The sequence below is a fragment of the Martelella mediterranea DSM 17316 genome (assembly GCF_002043005.1).
Lineage (GTDB): Bacteria > Pseudomonadota > Alphaproteobacteria > Rhizobiales > Rhizobiaceae > Martelella > Martelella mediterranea.
The window spans coordinates 4,597,445-4,614,431 of sequence record NZ_CP020330.1; the positions used below are offsets into that span (position 1 = coordinate 4,597,445).

Below are 16,987 nucleotides of genomic sequence, written 5' to 3' on the forward strand. Positions count from 1 at the left end.
ATATTCAACCCTCTCCGTCAAGCCATCGGCCCGGCCACCGGCCCTCTCCGGCCGCCTCAGTGAACCGTCGGCGCGCTCGATGCGCCTTCGCCGCGCAAAGCCCGATCCTTCATCCGTTTGCGCCGCGCCAGCATGTTGAGCAGTTCGACGAGGCCCGAAAACGCCATCGCGGCATAGATATAACCCTTCGGCACATGGAAACCGAGGCCATCGGCAATCAGCGTCATGCCGATCATCAGAAGGAAGGAGAGCGCCAGCATGACGATTGTCGGGTTCGCCTCGATGAAGCGGGCGAGCGGTCCGGAGGCAATCAGCATCAGCGTTACGGCCACAACCACGGCGATGACCATGATCGGCAGATGGTCGGTCATGCCGACGGCGGTGATGATGCTGTCGACGGAAAACACCAGATCGAGCAGCAGGATCTGGAAGATCGCCGCGGTAAAGCCGGTCTTCACCGCGCCGCCGATGATCTCGCCGGCATGCTCCTCCGGATCGACATTGTGATGGATTTCCTTGGTTGCCTTCCAGACCAGGAACAGACCGCCGGCGATCAGGATGATGTCCTTCCAGGAAAAGCCGTGACCGAACGCGGTGAACACCGGCGTGGTCAACTGCACGATCCAGGCGACTGCGCCGAGCAGAACGAGGCGAAGCACAAGCGCCAGGCCGAGGCCGATCCGCCGCGCGCTTTGCCGGCTGGCCTCGGGCAGCTTGTTGGTCAGGATCGAAATGAAGACGAGGTTGTCGATGCCGAGCACCACCTCCATCACGATCAGGGTCACGAGCGCGGCCCATGCTTCGGGCTGGGCGGCCAACACAAGAATGTCGTTCAAGTCAGTCTCCTTCAAAACCCGGCATGCGATTGTTGCGATCGGTGGCCCGGAACCGGCGCGGAAGCGTCGGCGTTGTATAGCGCGAAATCCATCCTTTCACTATCAACGTAATTGACATTCAGCAGTTCCCGTCGGTCCCCCGCTTGACAGTCAACGCCGCGAGGAGCATTACCACGTCAACAAATCGAACCGGCGAGTTCGAATTCGCTATCTCCGTGCTGAACCTTCCTCCCTTCAGCGCCAGAAAGGCATTTTTCAACATGACGACTGAGACAGAAGTGCACCCCGAACCGCGCCCTGAAGAGACCAAACGCGGCGGCGGGGCCCGTAAAGTCATCTTTTCGCTGGTAGGAATAGTCCTTCTCGCCGGCGCGGGCTGGTTCGGCTATCACTGGTGGACCGAAGGTCGGTTCATGGTGTCCACCGATGACGCTTATATCGAAGGCGATATCGCCGTGATCGCGCCCAAGGTTTCCGGTTATGTCAAAACCGTCGAGGTTCAGAACAACCAACAGGTCAAGCAGGGTGACCTTCTGGTCAAGATCGATGACGGCGACTACCAGAATGCGGTCGCCCAGGCAGAGGCACAGCTCAACGCCCAGAACGTGGCCCTGAAGGCGACCGAGGCCCAGATCGCCGGCGCCAAGGCGTCGCTGTCGCAGGCAAAGGCCAACCGCGATGCGCTTAACCCGCAGATCGACAACGCCAAGACCGTGCTTCAGCGCGCCGATACCCTGCGCGAGAAGGGCGCGGCCACCGTCGCCTCCTTCGATGATGCCAGATCCGCGCTCGACCAGTTGAAGGCCAAGGTCCAGGCCGCCGACGCGGCGGTGGAGGTGGCGAAATCCAACATCTCGATTGCCCAGGCACAGCTTGCCCAGCAGCAGGCAGCGTTGCAAGAGCGCAAACTTGCCGTCGATATGGCAAAGCGCAATCTCGGCTTCACCGAAATCCGCGCGCCCTTCGACGGCGTGTTCGGCAACAAGAATGTCCAGGTTGGGGATTTCGTCAGCACCGGCATACGGCTGGGGGCACTGGTGCCGACGGACGATCTCTATATCGTCGCTAATTTCAAGGAGACCGATCTCGACCGCCTCGGCGTCGACGCGAAGGTCAAGGTTTCCGTCGATGCCTTTGAAAAAGACGATTTCACCGGCACGATCGAGTCCTTCTCACCAGCGTCCGGCGCCGTGTTCGCGCTGCTGCCGCCGCAAAACGCCACAGGCAATTTCACCAAGATCGTCCAGCGTCTGCCGGTCAGGATTTCGATCCCCAAGGACGTGCTCGACAGGCAGTACCTGAAAGCCGGGCTCTCCGTCACCGTCGATGTCGACACCCGCACCGCGCCCGATGGCACGCTCGGCGAAACGCTCGCCGCCAACCGCTGACATGTCGCGGGTGGCTGACGCCCGCGTCCTCATCCCACGGATGCTTCAATGACAGATACAGCCGAAAACGCGCCGGCCCCGGCGCAGGCAGGGGCGCCGCCCTCGGACCATGTCCCGCTGCGCACATGGATCGCCTTTATCGTCATGGCGTTCGGCATGTTCATGGCGATCCTCGATATCCAGATCGTCGCATCGGCGCTCACCGATATCCAGGCCGGCATCTCGGCAAGCGCCGACGAGATCGCGTGGGTGCAGACCTCATACCTGATCGCCGAAGTGATCATGATCCCGCTTTCGGGCATTCTGGCGCGGATCTTCTCGACCCGGGTCGTGTTCAGCGTTTCAGCCGCGGCGTTTACCGCCTGCAGCGCGCTTTGCGCCACGGCAACCAACATCGACCAGATGATCATCTATCGCGCGCTGCAGGGCTTTATGTCGGGCGGCATGGTGCCGGCGGTGTTCGCGGTATCGTTCACGGCCTTTCCGCCATCCAAGCGCTCGACCGTCATCCCCTTGGTCGGCCTCGTGGCGACGCTCGCCCCGACGATCGGCCCGACCGTCGGGGGCTATCTCGTCGATGCGCTGTCATGGCACTGGCTGTTCCTCATCAACGTCATCCCCGGCATTCTGGTGGCTGTCAGCGCCTGGCTGCTGATCGATTTCGACAAACCCGATCTTTCGATCATGCGCCATTTCGACTGGATCGGTCTTGCCGCCATGGCGACCTTCCTCGGAACGCTCGAATATTTTCTGGAAGAGGGCAATATCAAGGGCTGGTTCTCCGATGAGGTCATCCGGGTCGTCTTCGTGGTGATGATTGTCGGCGGCATCGCGTTCTTCTACCGCTCCTTCACCAGCCGTTATCCGGTCGTCGATCTGCGCGCCTTCGGTAATTTCAACTTCGCCGTCGGCTCGATCTTCTCGTTCTCGCTCGGCATCGGGCTTTACGGCCTCGTCTACCTGTTCCCGCTCTACATGGCCCGCATCCGCGGCTATGACGCGCTGATGATCGGCGAGACGATGTTCGTTACCGGCGCGTTCATGATGGCGACCGCCCCGGTTGCCGGCATGCTGCAGAACAAGCTCGACCCGCGCGTGATGATGGGCGCGGGCCTGGCGCTGTTCGCGCTCTGCACCTGGCAGATGACCCACATCACCGCCGAATGGGATTACTGGAACCTGTTCTGGCCGCAGGCGGGTCGCGGCGTGGCGCTGATGATCTCGATGATCCCGGTCTCCAACATCGCGCTCGGCACGCTGCCGCCGCAGGATATCAAGAACGCGTCCGGCCTCTTCAACCTGACCCGCAATCTCGGCGGCGCAGTTGGCCTTGCCGTGATCAACACGCTTTTGAGCCGCCGCACCGATTTTCATTTCGACCGGCTGGCGGAAACCGTGAACGCGGCGAGCGCCACGACACAGGAATGGGTCGGCGCGTTGTCCGGGCTCTACGACAGCTACGGCATCAACGGCGAAAAGGCCGCCGTGCTGCAGCTCGACCAGATCGTCAATCAGCAGGCATGGCTGATGGCGTTCATCGACATCTTCACGATCCTGACTGTGCTGTTCGTCTGCCTGAGCTTCTGCATCATTGTCGTGCGCAAGCCCCAGGCCGGAGCCGGCGGCGGCGGGCATTAGTGCCCTTCAGGCGGCATCGACCTCCGAGGCAATCCGGCAGAATTACGATCGCCGCGCCGCCTCGGCGCCATAACTGTTCATGAAGGTGCGGACGCCGCGCTCCGCCATGCGCTGAATGTCGGCCTGCGGCGGCGGCCCGTCCATCAAACCGAACAGCCGCATTTTCCACAGATGCCCGGTACACAGATCCAGAAGCTGCTGGGCGGCGACGCGCGGCTCGTCGGCAACCAGTTCTCCCGTCTCGCAGCGCGCTGCCACAAAGGCGGTCAGCGTTTCGATCAGGTTGTCGGGGTGATCGCCGAAGAAGGTGCGCACCAGTTCGGGAAAACGCTCGGCAACGCCGATGGCGATCCGCATCGCCCGGATGGTTTCCTCGCAGGTCAGGCCCGTGGCAAGCTGCGCGCCAAACCGCGTCAGCACGCTGTCAACCGCATCATCCTCGGCAAGAGTCTGGCGCAGATCCTCGAAGATACGCTGCTTGGCCTCCAGGATGATGGTCTGGAACAGCTCGCCCTTGTTTTCGAAATAGACGTAGATCGTGCCCTTGGAGACGCCGGCGGCGCGGGTGATGTCGTTCATGCTGGCGGCATCGAAGCCGACATTCATGAACACCTGGCGCGCGCCTTCCAGTATCTGCGCGCGCTTGGCCGGATCCTCACCGGCGGCATGCCGGCCGAGGCCGCGGAATACGCAGCGATCCGTCTCATCCTTCGGGCGGCAGAAGCCGCCCCTGGCTTTTCCAAATCCCAAATTCGCCTCACTCGCCGGCGCGATCGCAACCGCGCCGTCAGCCCTGAATGCTCCAGCAGCCCGGCGACACGCCGGATTTTAATATTGACCTATGCGGAACACATCTACGCATACGATGCGGGGCCGCTCAATTCAATGGTTAATTGAACTGAGCGGTTCGATGGACATCAATCCTGGCCGAACTCCTCCGGCGCATATTCATACGCCGTCGAACAGAATTCGCAGGTCACCGTGATCTTGCCGTTCTCGGTGCTTTCCGCGAGTTCCTCGGCCGTGAAGGCGCCGAGCACGTCGCGGATTTTCTCGCGCGAGCACGAACAGCGGTCATAGACCCCGTGGGCGGGATAGACCGTGACGCCGCGTTCATGAAACAGCCGATAGAGCAGCCGCTCCGCGCCGACTTCCGGATCGGTCATCTCGTCGAGATCGATGGTTTCGACCATGGCGCGGGCTTCCGACCAGGCATCGTCCGGATCGTGCGACAGCACGCCGTCATCGCCGTCGCCGCCGTGAAGGTCCGGCTGGCGCATGCGCTCCGGCTCCTGCGGCAGGAACTGGGCCACCAGCCCGCCGGCCCGCCAGCTTTCGCGCGGCTGACCGTCCTCATCGCGCGAAAACAGCTTCGCGACGCCGAGACGCACCGCCGTCGGGATCTGCTCCGACTGGCGGAAATAGGCCATGGCGATTTCCTCGAGCGAACGCCCGTCAAGCTCCACGATCCCCTGATAGGGCTGCATGAAGCCGCCCTGGTCGATGGTGAAGGCGAGCACGCCGCGACCGAGCAGCGCTTCCGGCTCGCTCTTGCCCGCCTCGATCGCGGCATCGAGGGCCGCCTGATCGAAACGGGCATAGCCGCGCAGCGCATCCGGTGTCGAGAAATCGGCGACCAGCAGGTCGACCGGGCCGTCGCCCTTGGTCTGGACGGTGAACTTGCCTTCGAATTTCAGCGATGTGCCGATCAGCGCCGTCAGCACCACCGCTTCGGCCAGCAGCCGGGCGACAGGCTCGGGATAGGCGTGGCGCGCCAGCATGGTATCCAGCAACGGGCCGAGCTGGACCGTGCGGCCGCGCACATCGAGCGCATCCACCTGGAAGGGCACAACCATGTCATCACCGGCGAAACCGAGTTCGCCGAGTTGCGTTTCAAGATTTTGCATTGTTCATCTCCTTGCCCGGCAAGGCGGCGCTTCAGTCGAAGACGCCGAGGCACCAGGCCAGAACGGATTTCTGGGCATGAAGCCGGTTTTCGGCCTCGTCAAAGACGACCGATTGCGGACCGTCCATCACCTCGTCAGTCACCTCCTCGCCACGATGGGCGGGCAGGCAGTGCATGAATATGGCGTTGCCATTCGCCTTTTTCATCAGGTCGGCATTCACCTGATAGGGCTGGAACACATTGTGGCCGCGCGCCTTGTGCTCCTGGTTCATCGAAACCCAGGTATCGGTGACCACGCAATCGGCGCCCGCAACGGCCTCGGCCGCCGTCTCGAAGAAGTTGACCTCCGCGCCTTCCGCGCGCGCCCAGTCGACGAACCGCATTTCCGGCTCCGAGCCTTTCGGCACGGCGATGTTCATGCGGTAGGAAAACCGCCCGGCGCCTTCCAGGAAGGAATGCAGCACATTATTGCCGTCGCCGGTCCAGGCAATGGTCTTTCCCGCCACCGGGCCGTTATGCTCCTCGAAGGTCTGCAGGTCGGCCATGATCTGGCAGGGATGGGTCGCATCCGTCAGCCCGTTGATCACCGGCACGGTGGCGGTTTCGGCAAGCTCCAGCAGCCGATCGTGATCGGTGGTGCGGATCATGATCGCATCGACATAGCGCGACAGCACCTTGGCGGTGTCGCCGATCGTCTCGGCGCGGCCAAGCTGCATGTCCTTGCCGGACAGCACCAGCGTGTCGCCGCCGAGCTGGCGCATGCCGACGTCGAAGGAAACTCGGGTGCGCGTCGACGGTTTTTCGAAGATCATCGCCAGCACCTTGCCGGCCAGAGGCTTGTCCGCGGTGCCTGCCTTCTGGGCGGTCTTTCGGCTCGCCGCGTCATCGAGAATGCCGCGCAGCGCGGATTTCGAAACGGCGGAGAGATCGAGAAAATGCCTCGGATTGGACATGGAACTACTCTTTCACAGATAGAACTTCGTTTTGCGCGACCGGCCAGCAAACCGCTTCGTGTGGCCGCGGCCTAGGCTGCCGAAAGCTTTTCAGCGGCACGGCCTAACCGGGCAAGACCTTCACGCGCTTCCTCGACCGTCACGGTCAAGGGCGGTAGAAGACGGATCACATTGTCGCCAGCCGGCACGGAAAGCAGCTTTTCCTCGCGCATGGCCGCCGCCAGTTCGCCGGCCGGCAGATTGGCCTTGATGCCCAGCATCAGGCCTTCGCCGCGGATTTCGCCGATCACGCCCGGATAGCGGTCCTTCAACTCGGCAAGCCCCTGCTTGAACACCAGGCCCACCTCCTTGACATGCTCCAGGAAGCCGTCTTCCAGCACCACGTCGAGCACCGCATTGCCGACGGCCATGGCCAGCGGATTGCCGCCGAACGTGGTGCCATGCACGCCCGGCACCATGCCGGATGCGGCCTCCTCGGTCGCAAGGCAGGCAGCCATCGGAAAACCGCCGCCAATGCCTTTGGCAATCGCCATGATATCCGGCGCGACCCCGGTCTGTTCATAGGCAAACAGCGTGCCGGTGCGCCCGACGCCGGTCTGGACTTCGTCGAAGATCAACAACAGGCCATGCTCCTCGCAGAGCGCGCGCATGGCATGAAGAAAGGCCTTGTCGACGGTGCGCACGCCACCCTCGCCCTGGATCGGTTCGATCATCAAGGCGGCGGTCGTATCGGAAATCGTTTCCTTCAGCAGATCGAGATCGCCAGCCGGAATCTGGACAAAGCCCGGCGCCTTCGGCCCGAAGCCTTCCATGTATTTCGCCTGGCCGCCGGCCGCGATCGTTGCGAGCGTCCGCCCATGGAACGCGCCCTCGAAGGTGATGATGTCGATCTTCTCCGGATGGCCCTTGGCATAATGATAGCGCCGCGCGGTCTTGATCGCCGTCTCCAGCGCTTCAGCCCCGGAATTGGAGAAGAACACCTTGTCGGCAAAGGTCGCCGCCGTCAGGCGTTCGGCCAGTTTTTCCTGGCCGGCAACCTGATAGAGGTTCGAGACATGCCACAGCTTGTCGGCCTGATCCTTCAGCGCCGCGACCAGATGCGGGTGGGCGTGGCCAAGGGAATTGACGGCGACGCCGGCGGCAAAGTCGAGATATCGCTCGCCCTTGTCCGTGATCAGCCAAACGCCTTCGCCGCGCTCGAAAGTGAGCGGTATTCTGGCAAACGTATTATAAAGAGGCGATGCACCGGACATGGCGGTAAAACTCCGACAAGATGACAAGGGCGATTTTTGAGCGCCCGCAGAAATTAAAAATGCCGCCTTGAGGCGGCGGCAGGCCTTATATTGTCATGTCCGCCTCCAATGTCAACAAACGCGGTGGCCGCAAGGCGATTGGGCAAAACTGCCGCTGTTTTCACGCCCGGGAAAACAAAAATCACCAAGTTGGGGAAAACCCTGAAAAACGATTCGCGCGATTCCCCGTAACCTTGCCACGCCCCGACCATAGGCCTACCTTACGAGCCAACAGAGTACTGCAAGCGGCGGATCTGATTACCCGGATTGGCGACATTTTCCTGTTTCGGACATGTTTCGGAGCACGACGCCGGATTCCGCCCGCAATAGCCGGAGACGACATATGAGCTGGACAGACGAACGCGTCGAAAAACTCAAACAACTCTGGTCGGAAGGACTGAGCGCCAGCCAGATCGCGACCCAACTCGGCGGTGTGAGCCGCAATGCCGTGATCGGCAAGGTGCATCGCCTTTCGCTGCCCGGCCGCGCCAAGAGCGGTGGCGCGCCGCCGCAGTCAGCCCCCCGGGCGACCGCGCGCAACACCGCACCGCCACGCGCGCCGAACTTCGCCTCGCGCGTCGCAGGCCGCCGCCCGGCCGCTCCGCCTCAAAGCACGCCATCCGCGCCGCGCACCGCTGGCGCCACCGCGCTCAAGCAGGAGGTCGAGGCCGATATCGCTCCGGCCGCGCGTCCCCGATCGAATCCCGACAATGTCGTGCCGATCATGAAGAAGGTGGCGCTTACCGAGCTCACCGAAATGACCTGCAAATGGCCGGTCGGCGACCCGACCCAGGACGATTTCTACTTCTGCGGTTGCGATGCAAAGGACAATTCCCCCTATTGCAGCTACCACGCAAAGCTCGCCTACCAGCCTGTCAGCGACCGCCGCCGGGCTGGGTAAGCGAAAGTCCTAGCTTTTGACAAGCTGCCGCATAGGACAGCTTGTCAGCGATACTTCAAAGCTCCTCTCGACGTCGCGACTTTCAATCTCCCCCCTTGAGGGGCAGCGCTATCGCATATGGCGTAGCAGCTTGCTCCCAATACTCTCTCCCGCTGGCGGGAGAGATGCCCCGAAAGGGGCAGTGAGGGTGGCGCAGTGCTTCAGATCGTGAGAGCGCTCGCGGGGATAGACTCCCCCCTCACTGTCGCTGTCGCGACATCTCTCCCCTCCGGGGCGAGAAGATTGGGGGCTATGCGAGAAGGTCATATGCGATAGCGCTGCCCCTCAAGGGGGGAGATTGTTGGTTTGAGAAACCGGATCACCCATCCCAGCCGATCACCGTCAGATCCGGCCAGAGCGTCTTCCAGCGCTCAACCTTGTTCTCATACGCCTCGCGGGACACCTGTGTCTTGTTCGGGCGCACGACGGCGTTGAGGAGATCGGCGAGACCGAAGGGCGCATCGCATTCGAAGCCCTCGCCCGTCGGTCTGATGCCGAAGGCGGTGGCTGTGGTCGGGAAGGTCGTGATCGCCTCCGAGACGCTGTCATATGCTTCGATGTCGAAGCCGAAACGGTCGCCGTACCAGAGATGCACCCGGGCCTGGTTCTTGACGTCGATCCAGGCAGGCAGAGCGGAAAAAGCCGCGCGGATACGGGCAGCATGGCGGGCTTCCGCCCGTTCCGACAGGTCGGTGGCATCGAAATAGACGATATCGATATCCGCGATGCCGTGCGCCGGGTCCATCCCGAACCGGCGGTTCCAGACCGTCTGCGCCAGCGCGCCGGCCACCAGCCAGCAATCCGGAAGGTCGATCAGGCGCCAGTTTTCAAGAAGCGGCCTGATAAGCGGACTGTCCGATACCGCCGACATGACCTCTGATAGTTCAGCCTTCATCGGACCCCGCTGCGACGATCCGGTCGGCGCCGGTGTAGACGCTGAAGCCGTCGCCGCGCGCCGTGGCAATCAGCGTGACGCCGGCGGCCTCGGCGGTCTCGACGGCAAGCGCCGTTGGCGCGGAAATCGCGATCAGCACCGGGCTGCCGGCAATCGCCGCCTTCTGCACCATTTCCACCGAGAGCCGGCTGCTGACGACGATCGCACCCGCGCCTGCATCAATGTCCTCGCGCGCCAGGGCGCCGATCAGCTTGTCGAGCGCGTTATGGCGGCCGACATCCTCGCGCACCGCCAGCATGCCGTCGCCCGGACGGTAGAAGCCCGCGCCATGCACCGCGCGGGTGGCGGCAAACAGCGGCTGCGCGCGCGACAGCGCCTCCACGGCGGCATCCACCTCGTCGACCTGGAGGCGAAACTCCGGGGCGGCGATTTTCGGCACATCCCGCACGGCCGCATCGATGCTCTCCAGCCCGCAAAGCCCGCAGCCGACAGGCCCGGCCATGGAGCGGCGGCGGGCGGCAAGCGCCTCGGAGCGATCCGCCTGCAGCGTAATCTGCACATCGATGCCCTTGTCGAAGGCAACGACATCGACCGCCTCGATCTCCCGAGCATCCCTGATGATGCCTTCCGTCAGGCTGAAGCCATAGGCGAAATCGATGAGATCTTCGGGCGTCGCCATCATCACCGCATGGGTGGAACCGCCATAGCTTATCGCCACCGCCATCTCGGCGGCAAGGGGCCGGTCGGCCGCCTCTTCACGGCTTCCATGGGTAAACAGGGGCTTCAGGGGGGCTCCGGCCATCGCCTTACACCATCACCGGTTTGGGAAGCTGCCGCTCGCCCTTCAGGATGGCCGCGACCAGCGCCAACGACGAGGCGAGTTCGAGCTCGCTCGAGGCGGCAAGCGCCACCCGGATCGCCGGCGGCGCGGCCGCGCGGCCGACATGGAAGCTCGACCCGGCCGCGACAGCAACGCCCCGGCTTTTCGCCCGCTCGACCATCGCCGCCTCGGTGAGGCCCTCCGGCAGCGGTATCCAGACATGCAGCGCGCCGGGCGTCATCCGGCAGGCGATGCCGGCGAGCGCTTTTTCCGCGATCGCGCGACGGCGCATCAGCGCCTGGCGCTGCCAGTTGACGAGTTCGATCGCAGTGCCATCGAGGATCCAGCGGCTGGCGATCTCCGCCATAACCGGCGTCGCCACCCAGTTCGCCGCGAGATAACGGTTGGAAACGGCGGCGGCAAAGCGATCAGGGGCGGCCACGAAGCCGCAGCGCAGCCCCGGGATCGTGTTCTTGGACAGGTCGGTCATGTAGACCGTGCGCTCCGGCGCGAAAGCGGCGACCGGCGGCGGGCGGTTTTCGACGAGCGGTCCCAGCACATCGTTTTCGATGATGGCGAGATCGAGCCTGCGGGCAATCGCCGCAATCGCGCGGCGGCGCGGCGCGCTCATCACTAGCGCCTGCGGACCGGCGGCCGATGGCTGGAGGAAGATCGCCCGCAGACGCTTCCGGCCGGCAACGGCTTCCAGCGCGGCCGGCACGATGCCCTCGCCATCCACCTCCACGCCTTCGAGATCGATGCCGAGATAGCCGGCGAGCGGTCGCACCATCGGGTGCGTCAGCGCCTCCACCGCCAGCGCGCCGCCGGCCGGCACCACGCTCATGAACGCCGCCGTCATCGCATCGCTGGAACCGTTGGTGACCGTGATGCCGTGGGCCGGCGCCTTCAGCCCGCAGGCTGCCAGCCAGTTGACGCCGGCCATGCGGTAGCGCTGGAACAGCGCGTTGGGCATCATCGAGAACGCCAGTTCCGGCGGCATGGTGGCGCCGAGTTCGGCGAAGGCCGCGCGGAACTTGGCAAGGCTGCGGCTCTCGCAAACCGGCTTCAGGATCGAAAGGTCGATGACGCCGCTGCCGCCCTCGGTGAGATACGGCCGCTCCGGCGCCACCGGTTCCGCCTTGATGTAGGACCCGCGCCCGACCTCGCCGACCACCATGCCGCGCCGCGTCAACTCCTCATAGGCGCGGCTGATCGTCTGCACCGACACCTTGAGATCGGCCGCCATCTCGCGCTGCGGCGGCAGGCGCATGCCATCGATCAGCAGGCCGCTGCGCACGGCTGCCGCGATCTGTTCGGCAATGGAGAGATAGGCCGGCCGCTTGATCAGCCGGGGGTTCGGGCGCCATTTTGTCATCTCCGGATGGTGGGGCAAATCCGAGACAATGACAAGCGCCGGACCGAGAGCGGATTGCGGAAAGGCAACGCCAAAGCCGTGGAATGCTTAACGCTTTCGAAACATCCGACGGGGTTTGGAAAGGACGCGCGCCGGACCGGACCCACACGGCTTTGCTTGGCGCCGCAAACCGTTTAGAAGGCCCTGAACAAAACCGGCGACCGGGGCGGCCATGTCCGAGAGCAAAGCGAAAACCGTGATAACCGACACCGATGCGCTGGTGGCGCGCGGGCTCGTGCCGGCGAATGCGGCGGGCGATATCGCGCGGGTTGCCGAGGATTTCCGCATCCGCATTCCGGCCCATATCCTGTCGGCGATCGACACGCTGGCCGCCGATGATCCGCTGGCGCGCCAGTTCGTGCCGGATGCGCGCGAGCTTCAAGCCTATGACGGCGAGATGGACGACCCGATCGGCGACGGCGCGTTCGAGCGCGCCAAGGGCGTCACCCACCGCTATCCCGACCGTGTGCTTCTGAAGCCAACCCACGCCTGCCAGGTCTATTGCCGTTTCTGCTTCCGCCGCGAAACCGTGGGCGAGCCGGAGGCGGCGCTTGACAGGGAGGAGCTTGCGGCGGCGCTCGACTATATCCGCGCCCATAGCGAAATCTGGGAGGTGATCCTGTCGGGCGGCGATCCGCTGGTGCTTTCCGACCGCAGGCTTGCCGCGCTGATGCGCTCGCTCGGCGAGATCGACCATGTCGCCGTGATCCGCATCCACACCCGCGCGCCGTTGGTCACGCCCGAGCGCATCACCGACGGTCTGGTCGACGCGCTGAAGCGGGCCGGCAAGACCGTCAATATCGTCATCCACGTCAATCATCCGCGCGAGCTGACGGAGGCGGTGCGCGGTGGGCTCGCCCGCCTTGCCGATGGCGGCATTCCACTGTTCGCCCAGACCGTGCTGCTGAAGGGCATCAACGACGACGCCGAAACGCTGGCGGCCCTGTTCAAGGCGCTCCTCGCCAACCGGGTCAAGCCGTATTACCTGCACCATCTCGACAAGGCCAAGGGCGTCGCCCATTTCGCCGTGCCGATCGCGCGCGGCCAGGCGCTGATGCGGGCGCTGCAAGGCAGTATCTCGGGGCTCTGCCTGCCGACCTATGTGCTCGATATTCCGGGCGGCCAGGGCAAGGCGCCGATCGGACCTTCCTATCTGGAGGAAATGGGTGCCGACGAATACGAGGTCACGGATTACCGGGGAGGAAAACATTCCTATTCCGACTGGCGGTAAACGCCAGTCTGGCCGCGCCGGGTGCGTCATCTCCGTTGTGCCTCGCCCTGAGCGAAGGCCAGGGCGAGGATTGCTTCCTTTGGAGGGACGCTGCGCCGCCCTCAGGCGCCGATGGTGCGCGCCTCGATTTCCTCCAGCGTGATGCCCTTGGTCTCGGGCGCTGCGGCGATCGCGTAGACGATGCCGACGACGCAGAAGAAGGTGAAGATCGCGAAGGTCCCGACAATGCCGATGCTCGCCAGCAATTCCGGAAACGTCAGCGCCACCAGGAAGTTGAAGAACCAGTTGGCAATCGAGGCGAGCGCCATGCCGCGCGGACGCAGCCTGAGCGGAAACAGCTCCGCCATATAGAGCCAGGGCAACGGGCCGAGACTGACGGCGAAAAAGGCGATGAACGTGAAGATGCCGATCATGGCGAGATAGGGGGTTGCCGCGACATCCATCATCGTCGCCACGGTCACCAGCGCCATCGACGCCGCGGTTCCGATGAAGCCGAGGATCAGCAGCTTGCGCCGGCCCATGCTTTCCACCAGATACATCGCGACCACGGTCAGCGCGACATTGACGACGCCGATGCCGACGGTGGCCAGAAGATCGGTCGTGGTGCCCGAAAATCCGGCATTCTTGAAGATTTCCGGGGCGTAATAGATGATCGCGTTGATGCCGGAAAGCTGCTGCAGCACGAACACGATCATGGCGAAGCTCGTCACCGGCAGGATGCCGCGCTTCAGGAAGGTGCTCCACGCCGGGGTCGCCTCCTCGTCCTTGGCGCTTTCCTGGATCTCGGCGATGATCTCATCGACCTCGGCGGGCGAAGATTCCGGCTGCAGTTTCGCGATGATATCGCGCGCCTTGTCGGCATTGGAATTGAGCGTCAGCCAGCGCGGCGTTTCCGGCGACAGCAGGATGCCGATCAGCGCCACGATCGACGGGAACACGCCGACGCCGATCATCCAGCGCCAGTCGCCCGAACCGCCAAAGGCCGCGTCCGACATGTAGGAGACCATGATGCCGATGGTGATCATCAACTGGAAGGCGGAGACGATGGTGCCGCGAATGCGCGCCGGCGCGACTTCCGCCAGAAACATCGGCGCGGTCATCGCCGAGGCGCCAATGCCGACGCCGATCAACAGGCGGGCAAGGGTCAGCACATACTGGTTGAAGGCGAGCGCGGAAATCAGCGAGCCGACCAGAAAGATCAGCGCGCCGAGAATCAGCATCGGCTTGCGCCCGTAGCGGTCGGTGGTGACCATGGCAAGCAGCGTGCCCGCCACCGCGCCGAGCGGCACGGCCGAGGTGATCACCCCCTCCATGAAGGCCGAAACCGTGAAATCCTGCTTGATGAACGGCAGAGCCCCGGAAATCACGCCCTGGTCGAAACCGAAGAGCATGCCGAACAGCGCTGCCACAATGACGATGGCGATGAGCATGGGTTTTCCTCCGCTTGGACGGCCGCTGCCGCCTTCCCCTCTTATGACCCTTTTTATGAACCGCCGCTGAAAACCGCAAACGGCCTTATACCAAAAGTTGAAAGTCGAAACGGCACCCGTTGTCAAATCCTTTTGGACCTTAGCGTTTATATTAGCGGCGTTCCCGACTTCGCCGCCGAGCCCCTTGACCGACGCACGATCGCGCGGCATAGAGGACGCATCCGAGGGGTGTGTCCGTGACACTGAGATGGCCGATGGCCGAACCCTTGAACCTGATCCGGGTTATGCCGGCGTAGGAACGGAGTTTGGTCTTGAGCGACACGCCCAGAAAATCAGCCTCTATTGACGCCTCCGCTGCCCGGTTCTGCCGGGGAGAGCGGGATTGAAGCGCACCCTTTCGGCGACACTCACCTTTTGCGCGATCGTGTCCGGGCTTCTTGTGCTCTGGCAGGCGATCATCGTTTTCGGCGAGCTGCCGCGCTATATCCTGCCGCCGCCGCTTGCCGTGCTGGCGAAGTTCCAGACCGCCCACGCGATGCTGCTAGAAGAGGCGCTGGTGACGCTCAGGGAAATCCTGGCGGGTTTTGCCATGGGCGCGGTCTTCGGCGCGGCGGCGGCGATTTTCATTGCCGCCTTTCCCCGCATCGGCCGTTTCATCTGGCCCGTTCTGGTGGTGCTGCAATCCTTTCCGGTCTTCGTGATCGCGCCGATGCTGGTGCTCTGGTTTGGCTTCGGCATCGCCTCCAAGGTGGTGATGACGACCATCATCGTGTTCTTCCCCGTCGCCTCCAGTTTTGCCGACGGGCTGAGGCGCACCGACCCGGAGATCGTGGCCGCGGCCCTGCTCGATGGCGCGGGGCATTTCGAGATGTTGCGCCACATCCGCCTGCCCCTGGCAATGCCGCATCTGTTTTCCGGCCTCAGGATCGCGGCCCCGCTCGCGCCGCTCGGCGCGGTGGTGGGCGAATGGGTGGGGTCAGCCGGCGGGCTCGGCTTTCTCATGGTCCAGGCCAATGCCCGCATGCAGAGCGAGACCGTGTTCGCCGCCATGCTGATCCTCGCGCTCGAGGCCGTGCTTTTTCGAAAGGCGGTGGATCTCGCCGCCCCCTTCTTCACCCGCTGGTCGCATGAGGATTGAGCGACCGGCGCAACCGAACAGGAGAATGACATGCTGAAGAAACTCGCATTCGCCGCCGCTCTCGCCCTGGCTCCCGGGCTGGCGAGCGCCGCCGATAAGCTCGACGTGATCCTCGAATGGTATGTAAACCCCGACCACGCGCCGCTGGTGATCGCCGCCGAAAACGGCTATTTCGCCGATGAGGGGCTCGACGTGGAACTGGTGCCGCCATCCGACCCGTCGATGGTGCCGCGCATGGTGGCGACCGGCAAGGTTGATATCGGCATTCACTACCAGCCCAATCTCTATCTCGATCACGAGGCCGGCATTGATATCGTCCGCTTCGGCACACTGGTCTCGACGCCCCTCAACACGCTGACGGTGCTGAAAGACGGGCCGATCAAATCCGTCGCCGACCTGAAGGGCAAGAAGATCGGCTTCTCGGTGGCCGGTATCGAGGATGCGGTGGTGGCCACGATGCTTGAAAACGCCGGCCTCACCAAGGACGACATCACCCTGATCAATGTCAATTTCGCGCTCACGCAATCGCTGCTTTCGCAACAGGTCGACGCGACCATCGGCTCGTTCCGCAATATCGAGCTGCCGCAGATGCGGATCGCTGGCCACGAGGGCAAGGCCTTCTTCCCGGAAGAGCATGGCGTGCCGGTCTATGACGAGCTGATCTACGTGACCCGCAGCGACATGCTTGACGATGACCGGCTGCCACGCTTCCTCGATGCTGTGGAAAAGGCGACGGTCTTCATCGTCAACCATCCAGAGGCGGCATGGGAGAGCTTTGCCAAGGCCTATCCCGATCTCGACGACGAGCTGAACCGCCAGGCCTTCGCCGAATCGATCGTCCGCTTCGCCAAGCGTCCCGCCGCCTCCGATGCCGAGCGGTATGAACGTTTCGGCGCGTTCATGGCGGAAAACGGGCTGATCTCCGAAGCGCCGCCGGTCGATGCAATCTCCGTCTCGCTATCGCAGCAAAAATGAACCGGCCTTAAATCGCCACAAAAGCACATTATAAAGAAGTGAAAGAGGCGGCTTGCGGGCCGCCTCGCTGTTTCGGTCTTTTGTGACGACAATTGCGGCGATACCGCCATGCAAAGACCGATCTCTACCCC

At 63.5% G+C, this 16,987-nt stretch carries 15 protein-coding genes and 1 riboswitch; of the genes, 6 read left to right on the forward strand and 9 right to left on the reverse strand.

The window, feature by feature from the left end:
• Positions 1–56: 56 nt before the first annotated feature.
• Positions 57–836: a TerC family protein gene (locus Mame_RS21405; protein WP_018064372.1), complete on the reverse strand. Its 780-nt coding sequence runs from the start codon at positions 834–836 to the stop codon at positions 57–59.
• A 260-nt stretch (positions 837–1,096) separates the two neighbouring features.
• Between Mame_RS21405 and Mame_RS21410 the strand changes: the two genes are divergently transcribed.
• Positions 1,097–2,224: an HlyD family secretion protein gene (locus Mame_RS21410; protein WP_155122166.1), complete on the forward strand. Its 1,128-nt coding sequence runs from the start codon at positions 1,097–1,099 to the stop codon at positions 2,222–2,224.
• Between the two features lie 48 nt (positions 2,225–2,272).
• The gene (locus Mame_RS21415) at positions 2,273–3,862 is read left to right on the forward strand and encodes a DHA2 family efflux MFS transporter permease subunit (RefSeq protein WP_018064370.1); all 1,590 of its coding nucleotides are present in this window, start codon (positions 2,273–2,275) and stop codon (positions 3,860–3,862) included.
• Positions 3,863–3,904: 42 nt separating this feature from the next.
• On the opposite strand, the gene Mame_RS21420 is transcribed toward Mame_RS21415, so the two are convergent.
• The 4 genes from Mame_RS21420 to Mame_RS21435 all read right to left on the reverse strand — a co-directional run bounded on the left by Mame_RS21420 (position 3,905) and on the right by Mame_RS21435 (position 7,974).
• Complete coding sequence (locus tag Mame_RS21420; RefSeq protein ID WP_018064369.1) at positions 3,905–4,612, reverse strand: TetR/AcrR family transcriptional regulator; 708 nt, start codon at positions 4,610–4,612, stop codon at positions 3,905–3,907.
• A gap of 167 nt (positions 4,613–4,779) precedes the next feature.
• A complete protein-coding gene (locus Mame_RS21425) occupies positions 4,780–5,769 on the reverse strand; it encodes an Hsp33 family molecular chaperone (protein WP_018064368.1) in 990 nt (329 codons plus the stop codon).
• Positions 5,770–5,800: 31 nt separating this feature from the next.
• Positions 5,801–6,721, reverse strand: a complete 921-nt coding sequence (argF, locus tag Mame_RS21430; RefSeq protein ID WP_018064367.1) for an ornithine carbamoyltransferase — start codon at positions 6,719–6,721, stop codon at positions 5,801–5,803.
• Positions 6,722–6,792: 71 nt separating this feature from the next.
• Positions 6,793–7,974, reverse strand: a complete 1,182-nt coding sequence (locus Mame_RS21435; protein ID WP_018064366.1) for an aspartate aminotransferase family protein — start codon at positions 7,972–7,974, stop codon at positions 6,793–6,795.
• Positions 7,975–8,356: 382 nt separating this feature from the next.
• Here Mame_RS21435 and Mame_RS21440 point away from each other — a divergent pair, with 382 nt between their 5' ends.
• Positions 8,357–8,914 (forward strand): GcrA family cell cycle regulator, encoded by a 558-nt coding sequence (locus Mame_RS21440; protein WP_018064365.1) that lies wholly within the window; start codon positions 8,357–8,359, stop codon positions 8,912–8,914.
• A gap of 358 nt (positions 8,915–9,272) precedes the next feature.
• Here Mame_RS21440 and Mame_RS21445 read toward each other — a convergent pair whose 3' ends face one another.
• Genes Mame_RS21445 through ehuR form a run of 3 tightly spaced genes read right to left on the reverse strand, consistent with a single transcriptional unit; the run spans position 9,273 to position 12,043 of the window.
• Positions 9,273–9,848: a nucleotidyltransferase family protein gene (locus Mame_RS21445; RefSeq protein ID WP_026173400.1), complete on the reverse strand. Its 576-nt coding sequence runs from the start codon at positions 9,846–9,848 to the stop codon at positions 9,273–9,275.
• Positions 9,838–10,650 carry a formate dehydrogenase accessory sulfurtransferase FdhD gene (gene fdhD / locus Mame_RS21450; RefSeq protein ID WP_085986556.1) on the reverse strand — a complete coding sequence of 271 codons (813 nt, stop codon included), beginning with the start codon at positions 10,648–10,650 and terminating at the stop codon, positions 9,838–9,840. The genes Mame_RS21445 and fdhD overlap by 11 nt, the downstream gene beginning before the upstream one ends.
• Positions 10,651–10,654: 4 nt before the next feature.
• Complete coding sequence (gene ehuR / locus Mame_RS21455) at positions 10,655–12,043, reverse strand: MocR-like ectoine utilization transcription factor EhuR (RefSeq protein ID WP_018064362.1); 1,389 nt, start codon at positions 12,041–12,043, stop codon at positions 10,655–10,657.
• A 211-nt stretch (positions 12,044–12,254) separates the two neighbouring features.
• Here ehuR and Mame_RS21460 point away from each other — a divergent pair, with 211 nt between their 5' ends.
• On the forward strand, positions 12,255–13,313 hold the full coding sequence (locus Mame_RS21460) for a lysine-2,3-aminomutase-like protein (protein ID WP_018064361.1): 1,059 nt from the start codon (positions 12,255–12,257) through the stop codon (positions 13,311–13,313).
• 101 nt (positions 13,314–13,414) lie between these two features.
• Here Mame_RS21460 and Mame_RS21465 read toward each other — a convergent pair whose 3' ends face one another.
• Positions 13,415–14,743 (reverse strand): sugar porter family MFS transporter, encoded by a 1,329-nt coding sequence (locus Mame_RS21465; protein ID WP_018064360.1) that lies wholly within the window; start codon positions 14,741–14,743, stop codon positions 13,415–13,417.
• Between the two features lie 214 nt (positions 14,744–14,957).
• A riboswitch (TPP riboswitch) is annotated at positions 14,958–15,059 on the forward strand.
• A gap of 66 nt (positions 15,060–15,125) precedes the next feature.
• Between Mame_RS21465 and Mame_RS21470 the strand changes: the two genes are divergently transcribed.
• Positions 15,126–15,881: an ABC transporter permease gene (locus Mame_RS21470; RefSeq protein WP_018064359.1), complete on the forward strand. Its 756-nt coding sequence runs from the start codon at positions 15,126–15,128 to the stop codon at positions 15,879–15,881.
• Between the two features lie 30 nt (positions 15,882–15,911).
• Positions 15,912–16,856: an ABC transporter substrate-binding protein gene (locus Mame_RS21475; protein WP_018064358.1), complete on the forward strand. Its 945-nt coding sequence runs from the start codon at positions 15,912–15,914 to the stop codon at positions 16,854–16,856.
• Positions 16,857–16,987 lie beyond the last annotated feature (131 nt).